The 18,250-nt window shown below is 69.3% G+C and carries 12 protein-coding genes and 1 CRISPR repeat array; of the genes, 11 read left to right on the top strand and 1 reads right to left on the bottom strand.

The genetic code is table 11. The annotated features are described in order from the left end of the window. Positions 1 to 136: 136 nt before the first annotated feature. The 3 genes from ACFY9V_RS06875 (at position 137) to ACFY9V_RS06865 (ending at position 2,051) form a co-directional block, all read left to right on the top strand. Positions 137 to 559: a DUF6197 family protein gene (locus tag ACFY9V_RS06875; RefSeq protein WP_391159877.1), complete on the top strand. Its 423-nt coding sequence runs from the start codon at positions 137 to 139 to the stop codon at positions 557 to 559. A 36-nt stretch (positions 560 to 595) separates the two neighbouring features. After that, on the top strand, positions 596 to 994 hold the full coding sequence (locus ACFY9V_RS06870; RefSeq protein WP_391159875.1) for a DUF6181 family protein: 399 nt from the start codon (positions 596 to 598) through the stop codon (positions 992 to 994). Between the two features lie 349 nt (positions 995 to 1,343). Continuing rightward, the gene (locus tag ACFY9V_RS06865) at positions 1,344 to 2,051 is read left to right on the top strand and encodes a hypothetical protein (RefSeq protein ID WP_391159873.1); all 708 of its coding nucleotides are present in this window, start codon (positions 1,344 to 1,346) and stop codon (positions 2,049 to 2,051) included. 143 nt (positions 2,052 to 2,194) lie between these two features. Here ACFY9V_RS06865 and ACFY9V_RS06860 read toward each other — a convergent pair whose 3' ends face one another. Beyond that, positions 2,195 to 2,569 carry a hypothetical protein gene (locus tag ACFY9V_RS06860; protein WP_391159871.1) on the bottom strand — a complete coding sequence of 125 codons (375 nt, stop codon included), beginning with the start codon at positions 2,567 to 2,569 and terminating at the stop codon, positions 2,195 to 2,197. A gap of 279 nt (positions 2,570 to 2,848) precedes the next feature. Here ACFY9V_RS06860 and mobF point away from each other — a divergent pair, with 279 nt between their 5' ends. The 8 genes from mobF (at position 2,849) to cas6e (ending at position 18,236) form a co-directional block, all read left to right on the top strand. After that, the gene (mobF, locus tag ACFY9V_RS06855; RefSeq protein WP_391159869.1) at positions 2,849 to 7,909 is read left to right on the top strand and encodes a MobF family relaxase; all 5,061 of its coding nucleotides are present in this window, start codon (positions 2,849 to 2,851) and stop codon (positions 7,907 to 7,909) included. 92 nt (positions 7,910 to 8,001) lie between these two features. After that, positions 8,002 to 8,616, top strand: coding sequence for a hypothetical protein (locus ACFY9V_RS06850; protein ID WP_391159867.1), 615 nt, complete (start codon positions 8,002 to 8,004; stop codon positions 8,614 to 8,616). A gap of 167 nt (positions 8,617 to 8,783) precedes the next feature. Continuing rightward, positions 8,784 to 10,154: a CRISPR direct-repeat array (repeat unit 28 nt; unit sequence GGAACACCCCCGCGCTGGCGGGACGGAC). A gap of 184 nt (positions 10,155 to 10,338) precedes the next feature. Beyond that, complete coding sequence (gene cas3 / locus ACFY9V_RS06845) at positions 10,339 to 13,185, top strand: CRISPR-associated helicase Cas3' (protein ID WP_391159866.1); 2,847 nt, start codon at positions 10,339 to 10,341, stop codon at positions 13,183 to 13,185. A gap of 247 nt (positions 13,186 to 13,432) precedes the next feature. Further along, a complete protein-coding gene (casA, locus tag ACFY9V_RS06840; protein WP_391159864.1) occupies positions 13,433 to 15,028 on the top strand; it encodes a type I-E CRISPR-associated protein Cse1/CasA in 1,596 nt (531 codons plus the stop codon). A gap of 10 nt (positions 15,029 to 15,038) precedes the next feature. Then, positions 15,039 to 15,692, top strand: coding sequence for a type I-E CRISPR-associated protein Cse2/CasB (gene casB / locus ACFY9V_RS06835; RefSeq protein ID WP_391159861.1), 654 nt, complete (start codon positions 15,039 to 15,041; stop codon positions 15,690 to 15,692). Beyond that, positions 15,692 to 16,819, top strand: a complete 1,128-nt coding sequence (cas7e, locus tag ACFY9V_RS06830; RefSeq protein ID WP_391159858.1) for a type I-E CRISPR-associated protein Cas7/Cse4/CasC — start codon at positions 15,692 to 15,694, stop codon at positions 16,817 to 16,819. Before casB ends, cas7e begins: the two co-directional genes overlap by 1 nt. Further along, positions 16,816 to 17,586 (top strand): type I-E CRISPR-associated protein Cas5/CasD, encoded by a 771-nt coding sequence (gene cas5e, locus ACFY9V_RS06825; RefSeq protein WP_391159856.1) that lies wholly within the window; start codon positions 16,816 to 16,818, stop codon positions 17,584 to 17,586. Before cas7e ends, cas5e begins: the two co-directional genes overlap by 4 nt. Next, entirely contained in the window at positions 17,583 to 18,236 is a 654-nt protein-coding gene (gene cas6e / locus ACFY9V_RS06820) for a type I-E CRISPR-associated protein Cas6/Cse3/CasE (protein WP_391159854.1), read from the top strand. Before cas5e ends, cas6e begins: the two co-directional genes overlap by 4 nt. The last annotated feature ends 14 nt before the right edge of the window (positions 18,237 to 18,250 follow it).

The raw sequence follows: 18,250 nt of genomic DNA, 5'->3' as shown, positions 1-18,250 counted from the left end.
CTCTCCGTAGACCTGGGACGCGACGAAGCCTCCCATCCGGGTCCGACAAGGATGAAGGAGGCACCAGGAACCCGCAGTCACCCGCAGATCAACGGCGCCGCCGAGAGGGCCGCCCTTTCCCGAACCGGACGACACCATGAAAATCCGCTACAGCCCCGAAAGCGTCGTCATCCCCGACACCCCGGCCGCGATCCTCGAATGGGCCGCCTGCCACATCGAACACGTCGGCATCCACCAAGGCGGCCACCTCTTCGCCGGTCCCGGTCGCACCGCCAGCTTGGCCTGTTGGCCACGAGGGGCCATTGAAGTCGCCGCGGGAAACGGGCGAGGAACCAGCCAGCGCACCTACGACTGGGAGCGCATCCGGCTCGCCCGCGACAAGGCCCTTCACGCTCTGGCCGAACATCTCGCAGGTCACCCCGTCCAAGCCGACAACCCCGCCGCCAAACAACTACATCGCGACGTGATCGACCGCTGGAGTGCTCAACCCGGCCGCACCGCCGAGGAGGCCGCGCGAGCATTTCGCGCCGCCGCCCGTGCTGACGAACTCCCGCTCTGACCACACCGACACCGAATACGGAAAGCCCAGTGCGTCATGTACGAGACGAAGAAGCCTCGGAACCCAAGCACCTCGCCGGGTCGACGTGGTGCCGCCACGCCCAGCAAAGACGGCGTCGCCCGCATCAGCATCCACCTTCAACCACGCCTCAGCGCGACCGAACTGATCCGCGTGCTGCTCGCCACCCCCGAGGCAGGCGCCCTCAACACCCTCAGCGGCGTCAAAATCCGCACGCTCATCGCCAACACGCTCACTCAGTACGGTTACGAGGTGCTCGCCCGATCGACCTACGACCCGTGTCTCGACCACCACCAAGACGCCCGCCACGCAATACGTCGCGCCTACGGACACCGGTTCTCTGAGGCCCCCGATGAACAGACCGTCCTCGCCGATCCCCTGTGGAGAGTCCTCGGCCCCAAGGGCGATGAACCGTAACCGCAGACGCGACGAGCCAGCGAGTTGCAATGGGCACCACGACTGCGACGTCCTCCCGACGTCATCCGAGCACGGCCTAGACATCCGCAGGCTTCAGAACACCAGCGGAAGAAAAGTGGTTTAATTCATTGGTGGCGCGCAACCAGCAGGCTCGGCCGCCAACAGAACACTCGACGTACCCCGAAAGCCGGGACACCCGGACAAAGAAGTGACGGCCAGCGCACATGGGCAACAAGGCGCTGGCCGTCGGTGTCTCTCACCAGAAAGACCAGACCATGCTACGCGACGGACGCTCGTCCTTACCCGGCTCGAACGGCGACCACCGCGCGGGGGAACCGGAGGAAACGGGATGACGCCACCGGACGATCACGAGCCTGATCAGGAACAGGAGACGACCCTGCCCAGCAACCCCGGCCGTACGCTCTACTCACGGGCCGACCTGCGCAAGGTCCACGCGATCAGCATGCCCACGCTCCAGAACCTATGGAGCGACCGCGAGAACAACGGCCACCCGCCCGTCGCCGCGATCATCGACGGCGTCATGCACTGGGAAGCCGACGCGTGGGCGAAGTGGCACCACGAACTCCAGCGCCAGCGCGCCGCCGCGAACACCACGAACCCGCCGAAGCTCGACGGCGACCCCGACGAAGAAGTCGGACCAGCCGAAGCCGCGCGCGTCTGCGGATTCGCCGACTCCACCGCCATCTCGCACTACCTCAATGACCCACCAGAAGGCTGGCCAGAACCCGACGGCTGGGACGAACTTCCCACCCGCCGGCGCCCGAGGTGGAAACGCTGGCGATTGTGGAAGTACGTCGCCGAGCGCAAAGGCCGCGGCCACGCCGGAGGACGGCCCAAGGGTCGCCGCGGACTGGCCTACCCCTACCAGGGAGACGAACGGCTCACGCTCGCCCGAAACGCTCTCGCCGCGAACCCAGGAGCCAAAAACGCCGTCCTGATCGCGGGGCTCCAGGATCAGACGGAGAAGGTGTACTCCCGCACGGTCTGGAACCTCATCCTCAAATCCGCCCGCGAACACCCCGAGGACCAGCCGTGACCGACTTCCGTTGCCCACGCTGCGGCGGTCCACTCGGCAGCCGGCCAGCATGGTCCCGTCTCACCACCGGACGCGACGTCGAGATTAGGTCCACGGGACTGTCGAGCTTCCCGCCGCGGTAGCCGTCACGCTTTGGGTCACAGCTACGGCGCGGAGGCCGTTGTCGATTCTGAAGTAGCCGACTGGCGGGGGAGCAGCGCGCGGACTTCAGGCAGGGGCAGGCCGGTTAGTTCGGAGATCTGGTGTTGGGTCTCGCCCAGGTCGCGGAGGGTGACGACGGCCGCGCGTGCTTGTTCTTCGGGCGCCGTCGCGGCCACCTCCGCGTCGGCCAGCAGTTTCTCCGCCCGGAGACGGGCGGTGGCTCGGATGTGCTCCGCTCGGGCTGTCTCCTCGTAGAAGTCGGTGAGCACCGACTCCACTTGCGCCTCACGCCGCAGACGCTCCGCGTCTCGGCGTGCTTTCGCCTGTTGTGCCGCCCGAAGCGCCGTGGCGCGGGTGGCGGAAATTCGTCCACTCATGGCTGCACCATAACGGAGGAATCCCAGGTGATAAACCCCTCCTGGTGACTGTAGAGAGAATATAAGAAACAGTGAGAAGCGCTGAGAAATGAAGCAGTGGAGAAACTCGACAATGATCGACTCCAGAGTATCTGACCTGTGCTGATCAGCCCGAGAGAAGAGAACCAGACACCTCTTGCAGATATTCTGAGCATGGCCCGCTGCGCGGAGCTAAGGTGCTCTCGTGATCAGGGAGGAGCGAGTCGACGGAGCGCGAATAGTGCCACTTCGCCGACCCGGATGGAATTCACTGAGCGGGGGTTCGTCGCGATGATGACCATCCACAAGCTCACGTCCGGGACGGGATACACCTACCTGACGCGGCAGGTCGCGGGCGGCGACGTACCGCGTCAGGCGGGGCAGTCGGCGGCCGACTATTACACGGCCCAGGGGAACCCTCCGGGACAGTGGATCGGCCGGGGTGCCCCGCTGCTGGACCTGCACGAACAGACCGTCACCGAGAGCCAGATGCGTCACCTGTTCGGCCTGGGCCAGCACCCGGAGGCGGACCGGATCATCGAGGCATACCTGGCAGCCAACGTTCGCGCGGACATGAGTGATCAGCAGCTCGAAGCGGTGCGGACCACCGCCATCGGCGCCGCGAAGCTGGGGCGCGCGTTTCCTCAGTACGAGGCACTGGCCCCGTTCGAGCAACGTGTCGACCAGCGTCTGGAGAACCTCGCGAAGGAGGTACGGCGCGAGCCGACACAGGCTGAGGTCAAGAAGATCCAGAAGGAGGAGTCGGGCCGACAGCGCGCCGCCGTTGCTGGCTTCGACATTGTCTTCGCACCGGTCAAGTCAGCGGCTGTGCTGTGGGCCCTGGACGAGCGCGAGAGCGTACGGGCCGCCGTGCGCCAGGCCCATGAAGCTGCTCGTGAAGCGGCGTTCGAGCTGCTGGAAGAGCATGCCGCGTTCACCCGGACCGGCAGTACGGGCCAGGCCCAGATCGAGACCAAGGGCCTGATCGCGGCGGCCTTCGATCACTACGACTCCAGGGCCGGCGACCCGAACCTCCACACCCACGTCGCCGTCTCCAGCAAGGTCCAGGGCATCGACGGGAAGTGGCGCTCGCTGGACGCCCGCGCGCTGTACGCGATGACAGTGGCGGCGAGCGAGTTCTACAATTCGCGGTTCGAAGTCGAGCTGTCTGCTCGCCTCGGCGTCACCTTCACCGACCGGCCCAGCACGTCGGGGCGCGAACCGGTACGGGAGATCACCGGAGTCCCCGGCGAATTCATTACGCACTTCTCCTCCCGGCGTACCGAGATCGAAGCGCGCTACGAGCAACTGCTGCACACCTACCGCGCCGAGCACGGCCGTGATCCGTCCAAAGGCGTCGCGCATCAGCTGGCACGGCAGGCCAATCTGGACACCCGCGAGGGCAAGAAGGCCGCCCGGTCGCTCGCCGAGATGCGTACGGCCTGGCGCCAATCAGCTACCGACGCCTTCGGCGCCGAGGCTGTTCAACGACTGATGGCTGCCGTTCCTACGTCCCCCCATTCGGTGGCCGGAGCCGCGGAAAGGGAGACCCCGGAGACAGATACCGAGGCCCTTGCCGCGCGCGTCATCGCTGCCGTCGCCGAGGAGCGGGCGACGTGGACCGTATGGAACGTCCGCGCCCAGGTCGAGCGACTGGCCCGCTCCGAGCACCCCACCAGCGACCCCGAACAGCACCGTCGGCTTGTCGAGCAGATCCTCGCCGCAGCGGTATCGCCCGCCCACAGCGTGGCTGTTTCCGCGCCCGCACTGCTGGTCGAGCCCGAAGAACTGCGACGCTCCGACGGCACCTCGGTCTTCGAGCAACACGCCAGCATCCGCTACACCAGCCGAGCCGTCCTGGCCGCCGAGGCCCGGCTGGTGGCCGCGGCCACGACGGGAACCGCGGTGGGTTTGTCGGGTCCGTTCACGAAGGCGGCGCTGGACGGCTACGAGGGCCGCCACCGCGTACTGGACGACGGTCAGCGGGCGCTGGTGACCGCGTTCGCCACCGACCGCCGCATGGTGGTCGTGGGCCTTGGTCCCGCTGGTTCGGGCAAGACCACCGCGATGCAGGCGTACGTCCACGTCGCCGCCCAGGCAGGCCAGCGAGTCGTACCGCTGGCGACATCGGCCGCTTCTGCCGCCGTCCTCGGCAAGGACCTCGGCATGCAGGCGGAGAACCTGCACAAGTTCCTGTGGGAGTACACCGAAGGGCCCGCCGCGAACCGGCTCAGGCGCGGCCTGCCCGTGCCCCGCAGCCGCGCGCCGTTCGTCCTGCGGCCGGGCGATGTCGTGCTGGTGGACGAGGCGGGGATGGCGGGCACCTTCAACCTTGACCGCCTGATGGCCATCGCCGCCGAGAGGGGCGCGGTCGTACGCCTGGTGGGTGATTTCCGGCAGCTCGCGTCCGTCGAGTCCGGGGGAGCGTTGCGCGAGATCGCTGCTGCCGTCGGGGCGGTTGAGCTCACCAGCCTGCACCGTTTCAACGATCCCGCCGAGGCCGACGCCACGCTCCGGATCCGCGTCGGGGACAACGCCGGACTGGACTTCTACCTCGGCGAGGAGAGGGTGGTCGGGGGCTCGCGTACGGCGATGGTCGAGGCCGCGTACGAGGGCTGGAAGGCGGACATGCTCGCGGGGAAGACCACCCTGATCAGCGCTGCCGTCGGCACCGACGTGACCGCCATGTCGGCACGCGCCCGTGCCGACCGCGTCGAGGCCGGCCAGGTCGAACCGGACGGTGCGCTGCTGCGTGAGGGCAATCGCGCCGGGGCGGGGGACTGGATCGTCACGCGTGAGAACGACCGCAGGCTTGGCACCGCCCGCGGCCGGGACTTCGTGAAGAACGGCGACGCCTGGCAGGTCGTGGCCCGCCGCGCCGACGGATCGCTGAAGGTGCGCCACCTCGACCACGGCGGTCGTATCGTCCTGCCCGCGGCCTACGTCGCACAGCACGTACAGCTCCTGTACGCCTCCACCGTCATGCGCTCCCAAGGCTCCACCGTGGACACCGCCCACCCTTTGGTCACCGAGGAGATGAGCCGGGAGAACCTCTACGTCTCCCTGTCCCGCGCCAGGGAACGCACCACCCTCTACACCGTCACGCACGACCTGTTGCCCTTCGACACCGACGAGCAACTCGACGCCACCCGGCACGACCCGGACACCTTCGCCGCCCGCGAGGTCCTGGAACGCGTCCTGCACCGCGAAGGAGCACAGCTCTCCGCCACCGCAACCATCCGCACCCTCCAGGAAGAAGCCTCTTCCCTCGCGACTCTCGTACCGCGGTTCGAACACGCCGCCGACACCCTTACCCGCGACCACTACGCCCGGCTGGTGCGCGACTCCCTGGGCGCCGAACTCGCCGAGCAGGTGATCGCTGACCCGGCTTTCAACGCGGTCACGCGCGCCTTGCGCACCGCGCGAACGCGCGGCTGGCAGGAGGCGCAACTCCTGGCCGCCGCAGCCCGCCAGGGCGACCTTGCCCAAGCCGATTCCCCGGCTCAGCTCCTGGCCTGGCGTGTCAACAACCACTCCGACGACCGTGCACCCACCGCGCATCTGGCTCCGCCCAGCGAGCAGGACGCCGAGCGGTACGCCGCCCTGCTCGGCATCTCCGCCGAGCGTTTTACTGCCGAGACGGCTGTGCAGATCCCGGACTTGCTGCGTACGACATCCGGAGGTGCCACCGTCGGCGGGCATCCGTACGTAGCTGATGAGGTTCTCCACCGTTATGCGCAACGGGTGGCCGAGCAGCTGGGCTTGACCGCCGACACGGTCATAGCGCATCCTTCGTGGCCGGACTTGGCCGGAACCTTGACCGCCGCCCTGCACGCCGGACATGACGTCGACGCCGTCGTACGCCGGACCCCGCCCGGTACCGGCGATCCGATCGCCGATCTGGCCGTGAGCGCCCGCGCGCGACTCGTTGAGGACGGGGTGCCGGACGACCGGCAACCCGTACCTGCCGTCCTTCGCCACCGGGTCGCCGCCCATCGTGCGCTCGGCGACGACCTCGCACACCGCGCCCGCGCCGAGCAACAGTGGCCCGCGCTGACAGCCGCCCTCCGCCGAGCCGAACAGCACGGATACGAACCCGCCGACCTGCTCCGCGACCTCGCCGACAGCCGCTCCCTCACAGACGCGGACAACATCAGCCTGACCCTCGCCTGGCGCCTGAACCGCCACCTCGCCCGGAACCCCGAGCCCGCCGTCACCGCCCCGGCGGCGGGACGCGAAGCCGAGACCTGGCGAACGCTCGCATGGACCCTCAAAGCCGCTGAAGCCTCCGGCACCACCGCGGAAACACTCCTGGATGTGCCGGGCCCAGATCTCACCACCGTGCTCACGACGGTACGGCGGCGAGCACGGCTTGGCGGTCACGAAGCGGACTCCACGGTCCGAGCCGGCCTGCCCCCTTGGACCGCCGCGCCCGGCGTAATCGGGATGCCGCCGCTCCACCGCACCTACCTCGACGACAGCGCACAACTCATCGCCAACCGCGTCGGCGAACTCGGCGAACGCGCCGCCGCCAACCGGCCACGGTGGTCCGAAAACCTTGGTCCCGCTCCGCAAGACCCGACCGCCCACGCCTTGTGGCAGCGACACCTGGCCACCGTCGCGGCATACCGGGACCACTACCAAGTCACCGATGACAACTCCCACCAGCCCGTTGGGCCTTACATCGAGTCCGGACGCGCGGGACACACCGCCTACTGGCACGCCAACGCGGCGGCCATAGCCGCCCAGCAGATCGCCGCCGACCCCGAACAGCGTGATGCCTTCCCCACGAGTCCCGACCAGACGGCTCGCCGACTGCTGGCGGCGGACGTCTTCCGGACCCTTCCTGACGCCGAGCAAGCACGCGTCGTGGATGATCTCGCCCGCCGCACGGGTGCCGGGTGGATCACCGCCCCGGCCCAACTGGACGACGCGTCTTTGCGAGCCCCGCTCATCGGCGACCACCTCGCCGAAGCACTCACCGAGCGCGGTCACCTGCGCCCGGACACCGACGGTCCGCAACCTGAACAAGCCCAGCCGCCAGCCTCGTCGGAGGCCATGACACGGACTCCGACGTTGGTCGAGCGCCGTCGCGCCGGCCGCGAAGCCGAGCGCCAAGCCCACCGCGAGAGGCTCCTCCAACGGCACGGAGCCCCCAACGGCCCGACCGAATTCCCACGCTCCGCCCGGAAGGCGACCACGGCCACTCCGAACCAGCGTCCGTCGGTGAACCCCGTACCGCCGCAGCCCGTCCAACCGGGGCTCGCCCCACCAGCGCAGTACCCGCGCCTGGAAGAGCCGGGTCAGCAAATCCGCGGGTGACGTCGCGCTCGCCGCTTGGTGCTACAGAAGAGAGTGGACTTACGCACTGGGTGTGCGTAAGTCGGACAGGGTCGCTTCCGAAGGAGGAGCCCATGTCCCACGTCACGGCTCGCCAGTGCGCCAACTCCTGGGGCCTGAGCGATTCCTACGCCCGGCGCGTACTGGCGGGCGTCGCACCCGTCGGCCGGAACATCGCCGACGGCGCGCTTCTCTATGACCAGCAGGCCGCCGACGGGGCCCGCGCCTCCCTGCCCGGCCGCGGCCACCGAAGCGACCTGGCCGCGAGAGGCTCGGTGCCGACCATTGAGGACTTGGACCGACTCCAAGCCGATCGAACAGTTCCCCCGGCGATCCGGGCCATGGCGCTGCTTCTCTGGGAAGAGACCGCGCGCTTCACAGACTTGCTCTCGGCCGACGTACGCGACGTCGACCTGAGCACACGGACACTGGACTTGGAATTCCCGGCCAAGGGCGGCCCTGGCCCGGCCTCCTTCAGCGAGCGTGCGGCGGCAGTGCTACGTGAAGCGATCGCCGACGAAACGGCAGGCCCCCTGCTCCGCAACTCGACCGGCAGTCCCTTCAGCAGAGAGACGGCATCGCGTCAGCTCAAGCGCTACTCGAACTTTGCCACACACCAGTTGCGTCTCGGCGGCCAGATCCACCGGTCACGCCCTTCGCCGACGGACGACGAGTCGGCCAGGCTGTAGTTCGCCGCCGAAGATGCGGGCGCTGGTTTGATCAGACGCTGGTAGACCGGAGCCCCGGACTGCACGATGCGCGTTCCAGCGCCTGACGGCTTACGGACTGTCTGTATCAGTTCCAATTGGGCGGTCGAAAAAGGCGAAGCCAGTAAATATGCCGAAACGTTCAGCGCCGGAACATTTCCACGCTGGGGGGACGGACGGCCAGCGCGAGGGAACCGGCATGGTGCCCGTCGGAACACCCCCGCGCTGGCGGGACGGACAGGATTGCTCCGAAGCTGGCCTGTTGCCGCGACGGAACACCCCCGCGCTGGCGGGACGGACGCCACACGGGGGGCAGGTCAGGCGGCGGACGACGGAACACCCCCGCGCTGGCGGGACGGACGTTCGGGTTGATCTCGATGCGGGTCATCACAGCGGAACACCCCCGCGCTGGCGGGACCGACGGACTCCTCGAACGCCCCGAAGTCCAGGCATTCGGAACACCCCCGCGCTGGCGGGACGGACTCGGTGTCGGCGCCCTTGGCGTCCTGGTCGCTCGGAACACCCCCGCGCTGGCGGGACGGACGCTCACGCCCAACCCCGCGGCCTGCTGCCCCGAGGAACACCCCCGCGCTGGCGGGACGGACTCCAGCCCGCCGCTGGAAAAGCTCTTGTCCAGCGGAATACCCCCGCGCTGGCGGGACGGACCCCGTCGGCCGGTCGCCGACGGGGCGTCGCTACGGAACACCCCCGCGCTGGCGGGACGGACGAGGTGGCCGCGATGCGCCGCCTGAAGGAGGCCGGAACACCCCCGCGCTGGCGGGACGGACCTTCCCCCGCGCACGGGTCGTGCGCCCGGTGGAGGAACACCCCCGCGCTGGCGGGACGGACATCGAGTGCCAGTCCCGCACGCTGGAGGTGGCCGGAACACCCCCGCGCTGGCGGGACGGACTAGCACCATGCGACGGAAGCGGCAGATTCCATCGGAACACCCCCGCGCTGGCGGGACGGACCACGCGGAGACCTCTCCCCAGAACCTGTAGGACGGAACACCCCCGCGCTGGCGGGACGGACCGCCGAGGCCAGCGACGTGGACTGCGCGCCGTCGGAACACCCCCGCGCTGGCGGGACGGACGCGAGGCTGATGGGCTCTCCTGCGGCGTGTGCCGGAACACCCCCGCGCTGGCGGGACGGACAACACTGAATGCGCCCTAGCGCTGGGCGTCCACGGAACACCCCCGCGCTGGCGGGACGGACGACCTCTTCGACGGAAACCCCTCCGGCTACGACGGAACACCCCCGCGCTGGCGGGACGGACCGCGGCCTCGGGCGCGTCGAGGGTGGCGGTCACGGAACACCCCCGCGCTGGCGGGACGGACACGTTCATGTCGATCTCCCGGTTGCTTCGAGGCGGAACACCCCCGCGCTGGCGGGACGGACGGGCAGGCCCTGGTCAACACCTACATGCCTGACGGAACACCCCCGCGCTGGCGGGACGGACCAGCGTGCGTGGCGGCGGCAGGAGGACAACACCGGAACACCCCCGCGCTGGCGGGACGGACACTTCGCGACCTGCGGCTTAGGAGCGGGTTTGCAGTCCCTTTGCTTTGTGGTTGACGGTCGCTCGGGGAGTCATGGGGCCACCGTACCGCCGGTGGTCGGCGGGCGTTGTCAGTGGTGTCTGGTTCAGTCGGGGGGAGTTGGGGTGTGGGCCTGCGAGGGGATGGCGGGATGGTGCGAGGGTCGGTGTGGGAGCCGGACGGGTCGTTGTGGGGGAAGTCGCGGGGGCTTGATCCGTCGTTGCCGCCGTATCCGTTGGTGCGGCATTTGCTGGATGCGGCGGCGATGGCGATGTACCTGTGGGATCGCTACCTGTCGGAGAACCAGCGTCGGAGCATCGCGGCGGGGCTCGGGGTGGGGGACGGCCTGGGGGAGGCGCGGGCGCTGGTGGGGTTATGCGCGGGACTGCACGACATCGGCAAGATCTCGGGGTTCCAGTTGTGTGATGCGCGGGGCCGGGAGCGGCTGAGCGGGGAACTGCTGCGGGACCAGGGGAAGATCGGCGTTGAGGTGCTGCCGCACGAGGTGGCGGGGATGGAGGCGGCTGCGGCGGTGCTGGCCGCGCTGGGGTTCGGCGACGATCTGTCCGTGGGCGGGGCTGTGGCCCGGATCGCGGAGACCATCGGTGGGCATCACGGCCGGTTCTACCGGCTGGACCCGATGCGGGTACAGAACGCGGCTTACCAGGATCTGCTGGGCGGCCCGGCATGGGGTCGCGAGCGGCTGGCGCACGCGGCGGCGGTTTTCGGGCTTGTCGGTGCCCCTCGGCCGCCGGAGAAGTTCAAGGCGCCTGCGGCGGTCCTGGTCACGGGTCTGGTAATCCTGGCGGACTGGCTGGTCAGCCAGGAGAACTACCTCCTGCGCAGGCAGCGCCGGTTGGAGGCTTCTCTGGAGCGCCATTTCGCCGTGTCGTGCACGGATGCCGAGGCACTGGCGCGGGAAGCGGGCCTGCTGCAGGTGGAGTTGGAGAGGAAGGGCTTCGGCGAGGCATACGACATCAAGGGCGAGCCGAATCCGTTGCAGCGTTCCATCGCCGAAGAGCTTCCGGCGGCCCTCCCCGCAGGCACCGACGGAGCCAACGGGGCCGGGATCCTGGTGGTCACGGCGGCGCCGGGCGACGGTAAGAGCGAGACGGCGCTGGAAGCCGAGCGGGTGATGTCCCCGGTCTTCGGCACGCGAGGCTTCGCCTTCCTGCTGCCGACGATGGCCACCAGCGATCAGATGCACAGCAGGGTCGCGGCAGTTCTGGCCCGGCAGGGCGGGGTGGGCGCCGGGCTGACGCTGACTCACAGCATGGCCTGGCTGAGTAGCGCGTACGCCGACGACGATCTGGCCGACGGGCCGAGGGTGCTGGTGTGCGAGGGCGAGGAAGCGAGAAAGGGCGCCGAGAGCCATCAGGCGCAGATGCGGCCGAGGCAGTGGCTGCGGGGTGCGAAGCGCCCGTTGCTCGCCCAGTTCGCCGTGGGCACGATCGATCAGGCGCTGATGGCGGTTCTTCCGGTACGGCACAACGCGCTGCGGATGCTGGCGCTGTCGGGGAAGACGTTCATCGTGGACGAGGCACACGCGTACGACCCGTACATGCAGGTGCTCCTGGGGCGGCTGCTGAACTGGCTCGGCGCGTACGGCGTCCTGGTGATCTTGTTGTCCGCGACGTTGCCCGCGTCGGTCAGCGACCGGCTGATCAAGGAGTACCTGCGAGGTGCGGGATGCCCGACGGAGGCCAGGGAGAAGCCCTTCCGCGTCCCGTATCCGGGATGGCTGTTCGTGGACGGCCGGAGCGGTAAGCCGACGGAGATCTCCGAGCCGCAGCGGGATGAGCAGGCGGCTGTGCGGCGTATGGACCTGCGGGTGGACGTGGAACCTGTCGTTCACGGCACCTCCGGCGGTCGGCGGAACCGGCTCGCGGTCATCGAGCGGCTCTTGGAGCCGGTCGTCGCTGACGAGGGCTGTGTGCTGGTGGTGTGCAACACCGTGGGCGACGCCCAGGACACGTACACCTGGTTGCGGCAGCGCCTTCAGAGCAATGGTGGGGAAGACCTTCAGCTTCTGCACGCGCGGTTTCCAGGAGACGTGCGGGAGAAGAGAACGGGGGAGGTGACGGCGGGTATGGGGCGCGCTGGTCCGCGGCCGGAGCGGCGGATCATCGTGGCGACTCAGGTCGTCGAGCAGTCACTCGACCTCGACGCCGACCTGGTGATCAGCGACTTGGCGCCGCTGGCTCTCCTGTTGCAGCGGGCCGGCCGGTGCTGGCGCCACGAGACGTGGTGGGCCAAGCACGGACGGCCCGGTGGCCGTGAGCGGCCCGCGTGGGCGCAGGACACAGGGGCCCGGCTGGTGGTGCTCGATCCGCTGCTGAACGGCGGAGCGGTGCCCCGGCAGTGGGGGACGGTGTATCCGGAATTCCTCCTGATGGAGACTTCGGGAACGTTGTCAGAACGCCTCTCGCCGATCGTCGCGATCCCCGACGAGGTCCAGGACCTGGTCGAAGCCGTGCACGGCAACCGTGCGGACCGTTTCGATTGGACGAACCCGGAGAAGTCCGCGGCATGGTCGGCGTACACCGGTGAGATCCTCGCCCAACGCGCGGTGGGCGATGTACTGGTCATCCCCAGAGCAGGCACAACGCGCGAACTGCGCGGCCTGCATCACCTGCAGGGCACCGAGGACGAATGGGAGGCCGCCACCCGGCTGGGAGCGGACTCGGTACGGCTGCTGTGCCTCTACGCACAGCCGGACGGCACCCTCACGCTCGACGTTGACGGCGAGCTGTCCTTGCCAAAGGCCGGCGAGGACGGTCGGATCGCGATCCCTGATGTGCGCACCGTGATGGGCAAGACGATCCCGGTCCGCGCCGATCTGTTCCGGGACGATTGGTCAGCTCACCAGCCGCCCCCCGCATGGATGGACCATCCGATGCTCGGCGACCTGATCGTCCTCGAACAACCCGTACACCACGGCGTGGCACAAGAAGTGGCCGTCGGTAAACGGCGTATGTGGCTCGACCCGGACCTCGGACTCGTCTACCGCTGAGACGGCGGTCGCCGGTGCGGGGTCCCGCTGGCGACCGAATGCGGTCAACAAGTGTCAACTGTCGCCCATTGCGCCCAGGTTCTGTCTTCCGATTCTGGTGCGCGACTGAAACTGCCACAGTCAAGTGCCTCTATGTGGGCGGGAGTTGTCAGTGGTGGCTGTTTCACTGACCGCGACGGCTCGGTGCTGCGGCCGGGCTCCACAAAGGTATTGGACACGGGGCTGGTTGAAGGGATGAGGGGGAGGGATGGCCGGAGGGTTCGATCTGAGGAGTGAGTCGTGGATTCCGGTGCGGATCGGCGGTGTTCCGCGGGCGGTGGGGCTGCGTGAGTTGTTCCACCGGGCCCACGAGATCGAGGACGTGGAGGTGCCGGTGCCACCGGCGGCGTCCGGGCTGCTGCGAATCCTGGCGGCGATGGCCGCGCGGATCGCCCGCGTCGGCGGCAAGCGGCTGGACAACGCAGGTCTCGCCGAGGACATCGACGAGTGGTTCGCTGTCCGGGATCGCATTCTGACGCAGTCGCGGTTCGATCCTGCCGCGGTCGACGCGTACTTCGACAACGAGGTGCCTGCCGGGCACTTCGACCTTTTCGACCCGCTGCGGCCATTTCTTCAGGATCCGCGGCTTGTGACCGAGTGCCGGGACGCTGCGGGCGAGCCCAACCCGTCGGGTGTGAACAAGCTGGTGCTCGGGCGGCCGACCGGGGTCAATGGGGCTGTGTTGTTTGGGCACTTCACCGATGGCGCTCCTGTGCCGGTCCGCGCTGCCGAGGCGGCCTGGCATCTGATCGCACAGGTCTACTACGGGCCGTCCGGCCAGTGCACGCCACGGCGTATCACGTCGGTGCGGACGGGGAGCGGGGACGCGGGTCCGCTGCGTAAGACGGTGTCGTTCCATGTGTGGGCACCGGACTTGTACACCAGCCTGGTGCTGGGGGTGCCAGTCCCCGGGGACTCGGCGGATTCCGATGTCGAAGACCGCTGCCCGTGGGAGGACGACGAACTCCCCAAACCGCTGGGCCCGTTGCCGCCGCTTTCCTCGCCGGGGCGACTGCTGACGGGGCGCGCCCGGCACGCCGTTCTGCTGGTGCCTTCCGCGGACCGCAGGTCGGTCGTGGACGCGTACGTGACGTGGTCCACGCATCAGCCCGCGCATGCTGCGCCCGATCCGTATGTGGTGCTGGACATGCCGAAGAACGGCGGCGGGCCGCCGTTCGCGCGTCCCGCGGACGGCAGGCGCGCCGTATGGCGGGACGTGGACGCGCTGCTGCTCAAGGACGACCCCCAGTCGCGCAGGCCGTTGGCGTTCGAGGATCTGCCGCACCGGCTGCTGAAGGATTTGCGGGTACGGGCCTACGGGTTCGACCAGGACGGGCAGCAGCGGGACCGCGGCTGGTTCGAGGCGACCACACCGCCGGTACTGCGCTGGCAGCAGGATGTCGACGGGGCGATGGCCCTGCATGTGGCGCGCTGTCACCGGGCGGCCGAGGACGTCGGCAGCCGTTTGGAGTACGCGGCCCGGCTGGCCTGGAAGCTGACCACCGACCCGGGCGAGGATCCGACGGCGAAGGTGAAACTGGACTCCAAGCGGCCCGGCCCGTGGGCCCGACAGGCGTTGGTCCACTTCTGGCCGGTCGCCGAGCGCGCCTTCTGGGACCTGGCGACCCCGCAACGGCTGGACAGCCCGCCGTATCCGCCGTTCGTGGATGCCGCGCTGACGGCGCTCGACGCCGCGATGGGATCGGCGCGCGCCGATGTCCCCGGCGCCCGTGCGCGCAGCCGGGCCAGGGCGACGATCCGCAGCCTCGTCCCCCAGCCGCCCTCCGTATCTCCTTCGCGTTAGGGATCCCGCTATGACCGCTGCCCCCGCGCCCGCCGCGAGCGCGAAACAACTGCGCCTGGACCAGCACGACGAGTTCATCGCCTACATCCTCAACTGGTGTGCCAAGAGCAAGGAGGCGCAGGCCGATCTGCGCAGCGGGCTCGGGCGTCCGGTGGAGAGCTGCACCCGTATGCACCGCTACCTCGTACCGCGCCTGCCCAGGCAGGACCACCCCGACCAGTGGTACTCCGACACCCGCCGCGCCCAGTACGCGGTGGCCGCCCTCGTCGCGGCCAGGCCTCGTCGGGCCCGCGACGCCGATGCGGCCGCGTCAGCTTCAGCAAGTCCGGGCCCGGCCGCCGCGCCGGCGGACTGGTGGACGCGGCCCAACCTCGGCGCGTCCATGGCCGAAGCGGTCAACAAGAAACTCCTCAAGCCCGGTACCGCCGAGGACGACCTGCACCTGATGGCCCGCCAGAGCAGCGAGGCCATCCAGATCAGGCTGCCGTCGCTGACGACTCGCCTGCTCAACGGCGGCGTCAGCGTCGACTGGGCCGTCCTGCTGGACGACCTGAGCCGGTGGAACCGCGACCGGGACCGGACCGCGACCCGCTGGGTGGAGAGCTACTTCCGGGTGCGCACGCTCGAAGACCGCGAAGAAGAATCCTCGAAGGAGAACGGCTGATGTCCCTGTTCCTCGACCTGAGCGCCCTGCAGTCCGTCCCGGCGGCCAACCTCAATCGAGATGATCTTGGTTCGCCGAAGACGGTGAAGTACGGCAATGCCTCCCGTATCCGGGTGTCGAGCCAGTCCTGGAAGCGCGTGATCCGTCACGGAGTCGAGGAGGACCTCGGCGAAACCGCGGCACGCACCCGACTGGTCCCGGTCAAGGTCAAGGAAGCGCTGGTCAAAGCCGGTTGGGCGCCGGACCTGGCCGCGTTCGCAGGAGCGCAGGTCGCCGCCAGCGCCAGCGCGAAGAAGGCGCTCAGCACAGAGAAGGAGGGGCACACCTCGGTCCTGCTGTTCCTTCCTTCCAACGGCATCGACGAACTGACCGCCGTATGTGTCGAGAACCGCGAGGCGCTGGAGAAGGGGCTCGGCAAGGCCAAGCCGGGGGCCTTGCTGCCCACCGACCGTATCGAGGAGATCCTCAAGCGGAAGACGGTGTCCATCAGCCTCCTGGGGCGCATGCTCGCCGAACTGCCCGGAGCCAACGTCGACGGCGCCGCGCAAGTCGCCCACGCCTTCACCACGCACGCCAGCGAGCCGCAGCGGGACTACTTCACCGCCGTCGACGACTGGCTCAGCGCCGACGAGACCGGCAGCGGGCACCTGAGCACCGCTGAGTTCAGCTCCGGCGTCTTCTACCGCTTCGCCACCGTCAACATCACCGACCTGCTGAAGAACCTTGACGGTGATCACAAGACCGCGCGCGAGGTGCTGGCCTCCTTCGCCGAGCAGTTCCTGATGTCGCTCCCGCAGGCCAAGAAGAACAGCACCGCCCCGCACACCCTGCCCGACCTCGCGTACCTCGCCGTGCGCACCCGTCGCCCGGTCTCGCTGGCCGCGGCCTTCGAGACTCCCGTCGCCGCCGACCGCTCCGGCGGCTTCTCCACGCCGTCCCGTCAGGCGCTGGCCACCTACGCGCAGGACATCAACCGGCTCACCGGCGACCGCGACCGGCCCTTTCACGGTCATGCGGGCGTCAGCCGTGACCCCTTTGACGGACTCGGCACCGTGCACGACTCCTACCCCGGCCTGGTCAAGGCCGCCGTCGAGGCTGCGCTGCCCGAAAGCGGCCCGCAGCAGTGACCGGGCTGATCCTGCGGCTGGCTGGCCCCTTGCAGTCCTGGGGGGAACGCTCGGCCTTCTCCCCAGAACGTGACACCGCCGCGTTCCCCACCCGCTCCGGCCTCATCGGCATGTTCTCCGCAGCGGAGGGACGCAGCCGTCACGAGGACCCCCGCTACTACGCCGACCTGGAATTCACTGTCCGCATCGACCGCCCCGGGCAGCGGATCGAGGACTTTCACACCGTCGGCGGCGGGCAGCCGAAGGACCGCACCGCGGCCACCAGCGGCGGCGCCCGCAAAGGCGACGCGGTTATCACCCGCCGCTACTACCTGGCCGACGCCGTCTTCGTCGTCGCAGTCACCGGACCCGAAGCCGACACCGCCCGCATCGCGCGAGCCCTGCACCGCCCGCACTGGAACCCCTACCTCGGCCGCCGCTCCTGCGTCCCCGACGAACCGTTCCTCCTGCGCGCCCACGCCGACGACCCCGTACGGGAACTGCTGGGACATGTCCCGCTCAGTCCCCGCAACACCGAGGACCGCCCCGACGTATCCCCGAACGAGCCCCTGGTGGACTTCGTCTGGGAGACCTACCACCGCGGACCGCTGCCCGACGGCGCCACCACCGCCACGGCCTACGACGTACCGAGCAGCTTCGCCCCGCACGGCCGCAGCCACGGCACACGCACCGTCCACCGCACCACCGAGCACCTGCCCGACCGGCCCCGTACGCGCCAGCAAGAACTCCACCAACAGCTCATCGACTACGCCAAGGAGGAGGCATGAGCCCCCGCGCCACCCTGGCCCGCATCCGCTTGAACCCGCACAACCGTGATGTCCAGCGCGACCTGCTCTACGCCGCCGAGATGCACAAGACCCTCATGCGGATGCTCCCCGACCATCTCGGCGACACCCCACGGCGCGACACCGGCATCCTCTACCGCGTCGACCACGGCGAAGACGCCAGCACCCTCCTCGTCCAGGCCACCATCCCCCTGGACCCCGGCAGGCTCCCCGCCGGATACGGCCGCGCCGAGACCAGAGACCTCACACCGATGTTCACCGCGCTCGGCAAGCAACGCGCCGTCCGCTACCGCATCACCGTCAGCCCCACCAAGACCGAACGCCTCCCTCTGGGCACCAACAGGAAGCGCGGGAGGATCGTCCCCCTGTTCGGAGCGGACGCCGACCAGTGGTGGACCCGCCGCGCCGGGGAAGCCGGTCTCCACCTGCACACCACCGTCGCCACCCCGCAAAGCCCCGCACGCTCCCGCCCCCGAGCCGCCGAGTCCGTAGAGCACAGCCTCATCCGCTTCGACGGAACCGCCACCGTCACCGACCCCGACGCGCTGGTCACCGCGCTCCTGACGGGTATCGGGCGCGGCAAGCCCTACGGCGCCGGTCTGCTCAGCCTCGCCCCTGCCACCGCGGCATGAGCGCCCCCGGAAAA

The organism is Streptomyces sp. NPDC008317 (assembly GCF_042955955.1).
GTDB lineage: Bacteria > Actinomycetota > Actinomycetes > Streptomycetales > Streptomycetaceae > Actinacidiphila.
Note: the sequence above shows the minus strand (reverse complement) of the source record. Positions and strands in the feature narration are given on the sequence as shown.

What these genes read in the sequence shown, in the direction of transcription:
- ACFY9V_RS06875 (WP_391159877.1), top strand. Translation starts at nt 137, where the DNA reads ATGAAAATCCGCTACAGCCCCGAAAGCGTCGTCATCCCCGACACCCCG.
- ACFY9V_RS06870 (WP_391159875.1), top strand. Translation starts at nt 596, where the DNA reads ATGTACGAGACGAAGAAGCCTCGGAACCCAAGCACCTCGCCGGGTCGA.
- ACFY9V_RS06865 (WP_391159873.1), top strand. Translation starts at nt 1,344, where the DNA reads ATGACGCCACCGGACGATCACGAGCCTGATCAGGAACAGGAGACGACC.
- ACFY9V_RS06860 (WP_391159871.1), bottom strand. Translation starts at nt 2,569, where the DNA reads ATGAGTGGACGAATTTCCGCCACCCGCGCCACGGCGCTTCGGGCGGCA.
- mobF (WP_391159869.1), top strand. Translation starts at nt 2,849, where the DNA reads ATGGAATTCACTGAGCGGGGGTTCGTCGCGATGATGACCATCCACAAG.
- ACFY9V_RS06850 (WP_391159867.1), top strand. Translation starts at nt 8,002, where the DNA reads ATGTCCCACGTCACGGCTCGCCAGTGCGCCAACTCCTGGGGCCTGAGC.
- casA (WP_391159864.1), top strand. Translation starts at nt 13,433, where the DNA reads ATGGCCGGAGGGTTCGATCTGAGGAGTGAGTCGTGGATTCCGGTGCGG.
- casB (WP_391159861.1), top strand. Translation starts at nt 15,039, where the DNA reads ATGACCGCTGCCCCCGCGCCCGCCGCGAGCGCGAAACAACTGCGCCTG.
- cas7e (WP_391159858.1), top strand. Translation starts at nt 15,692, where the DNA reads ATGTCCCTGTTCCTCGACCTGAGCGCCCTGCAGTCCGTCCCGGCGGCC.
- cas6e (WP_391159854.1), top strand. Translation starts at nt 17,583, where the DNA reads ATGAGCCCCCGCGCCACCCTGGCCCGCATCCGCTTGAACCCGCACAAC.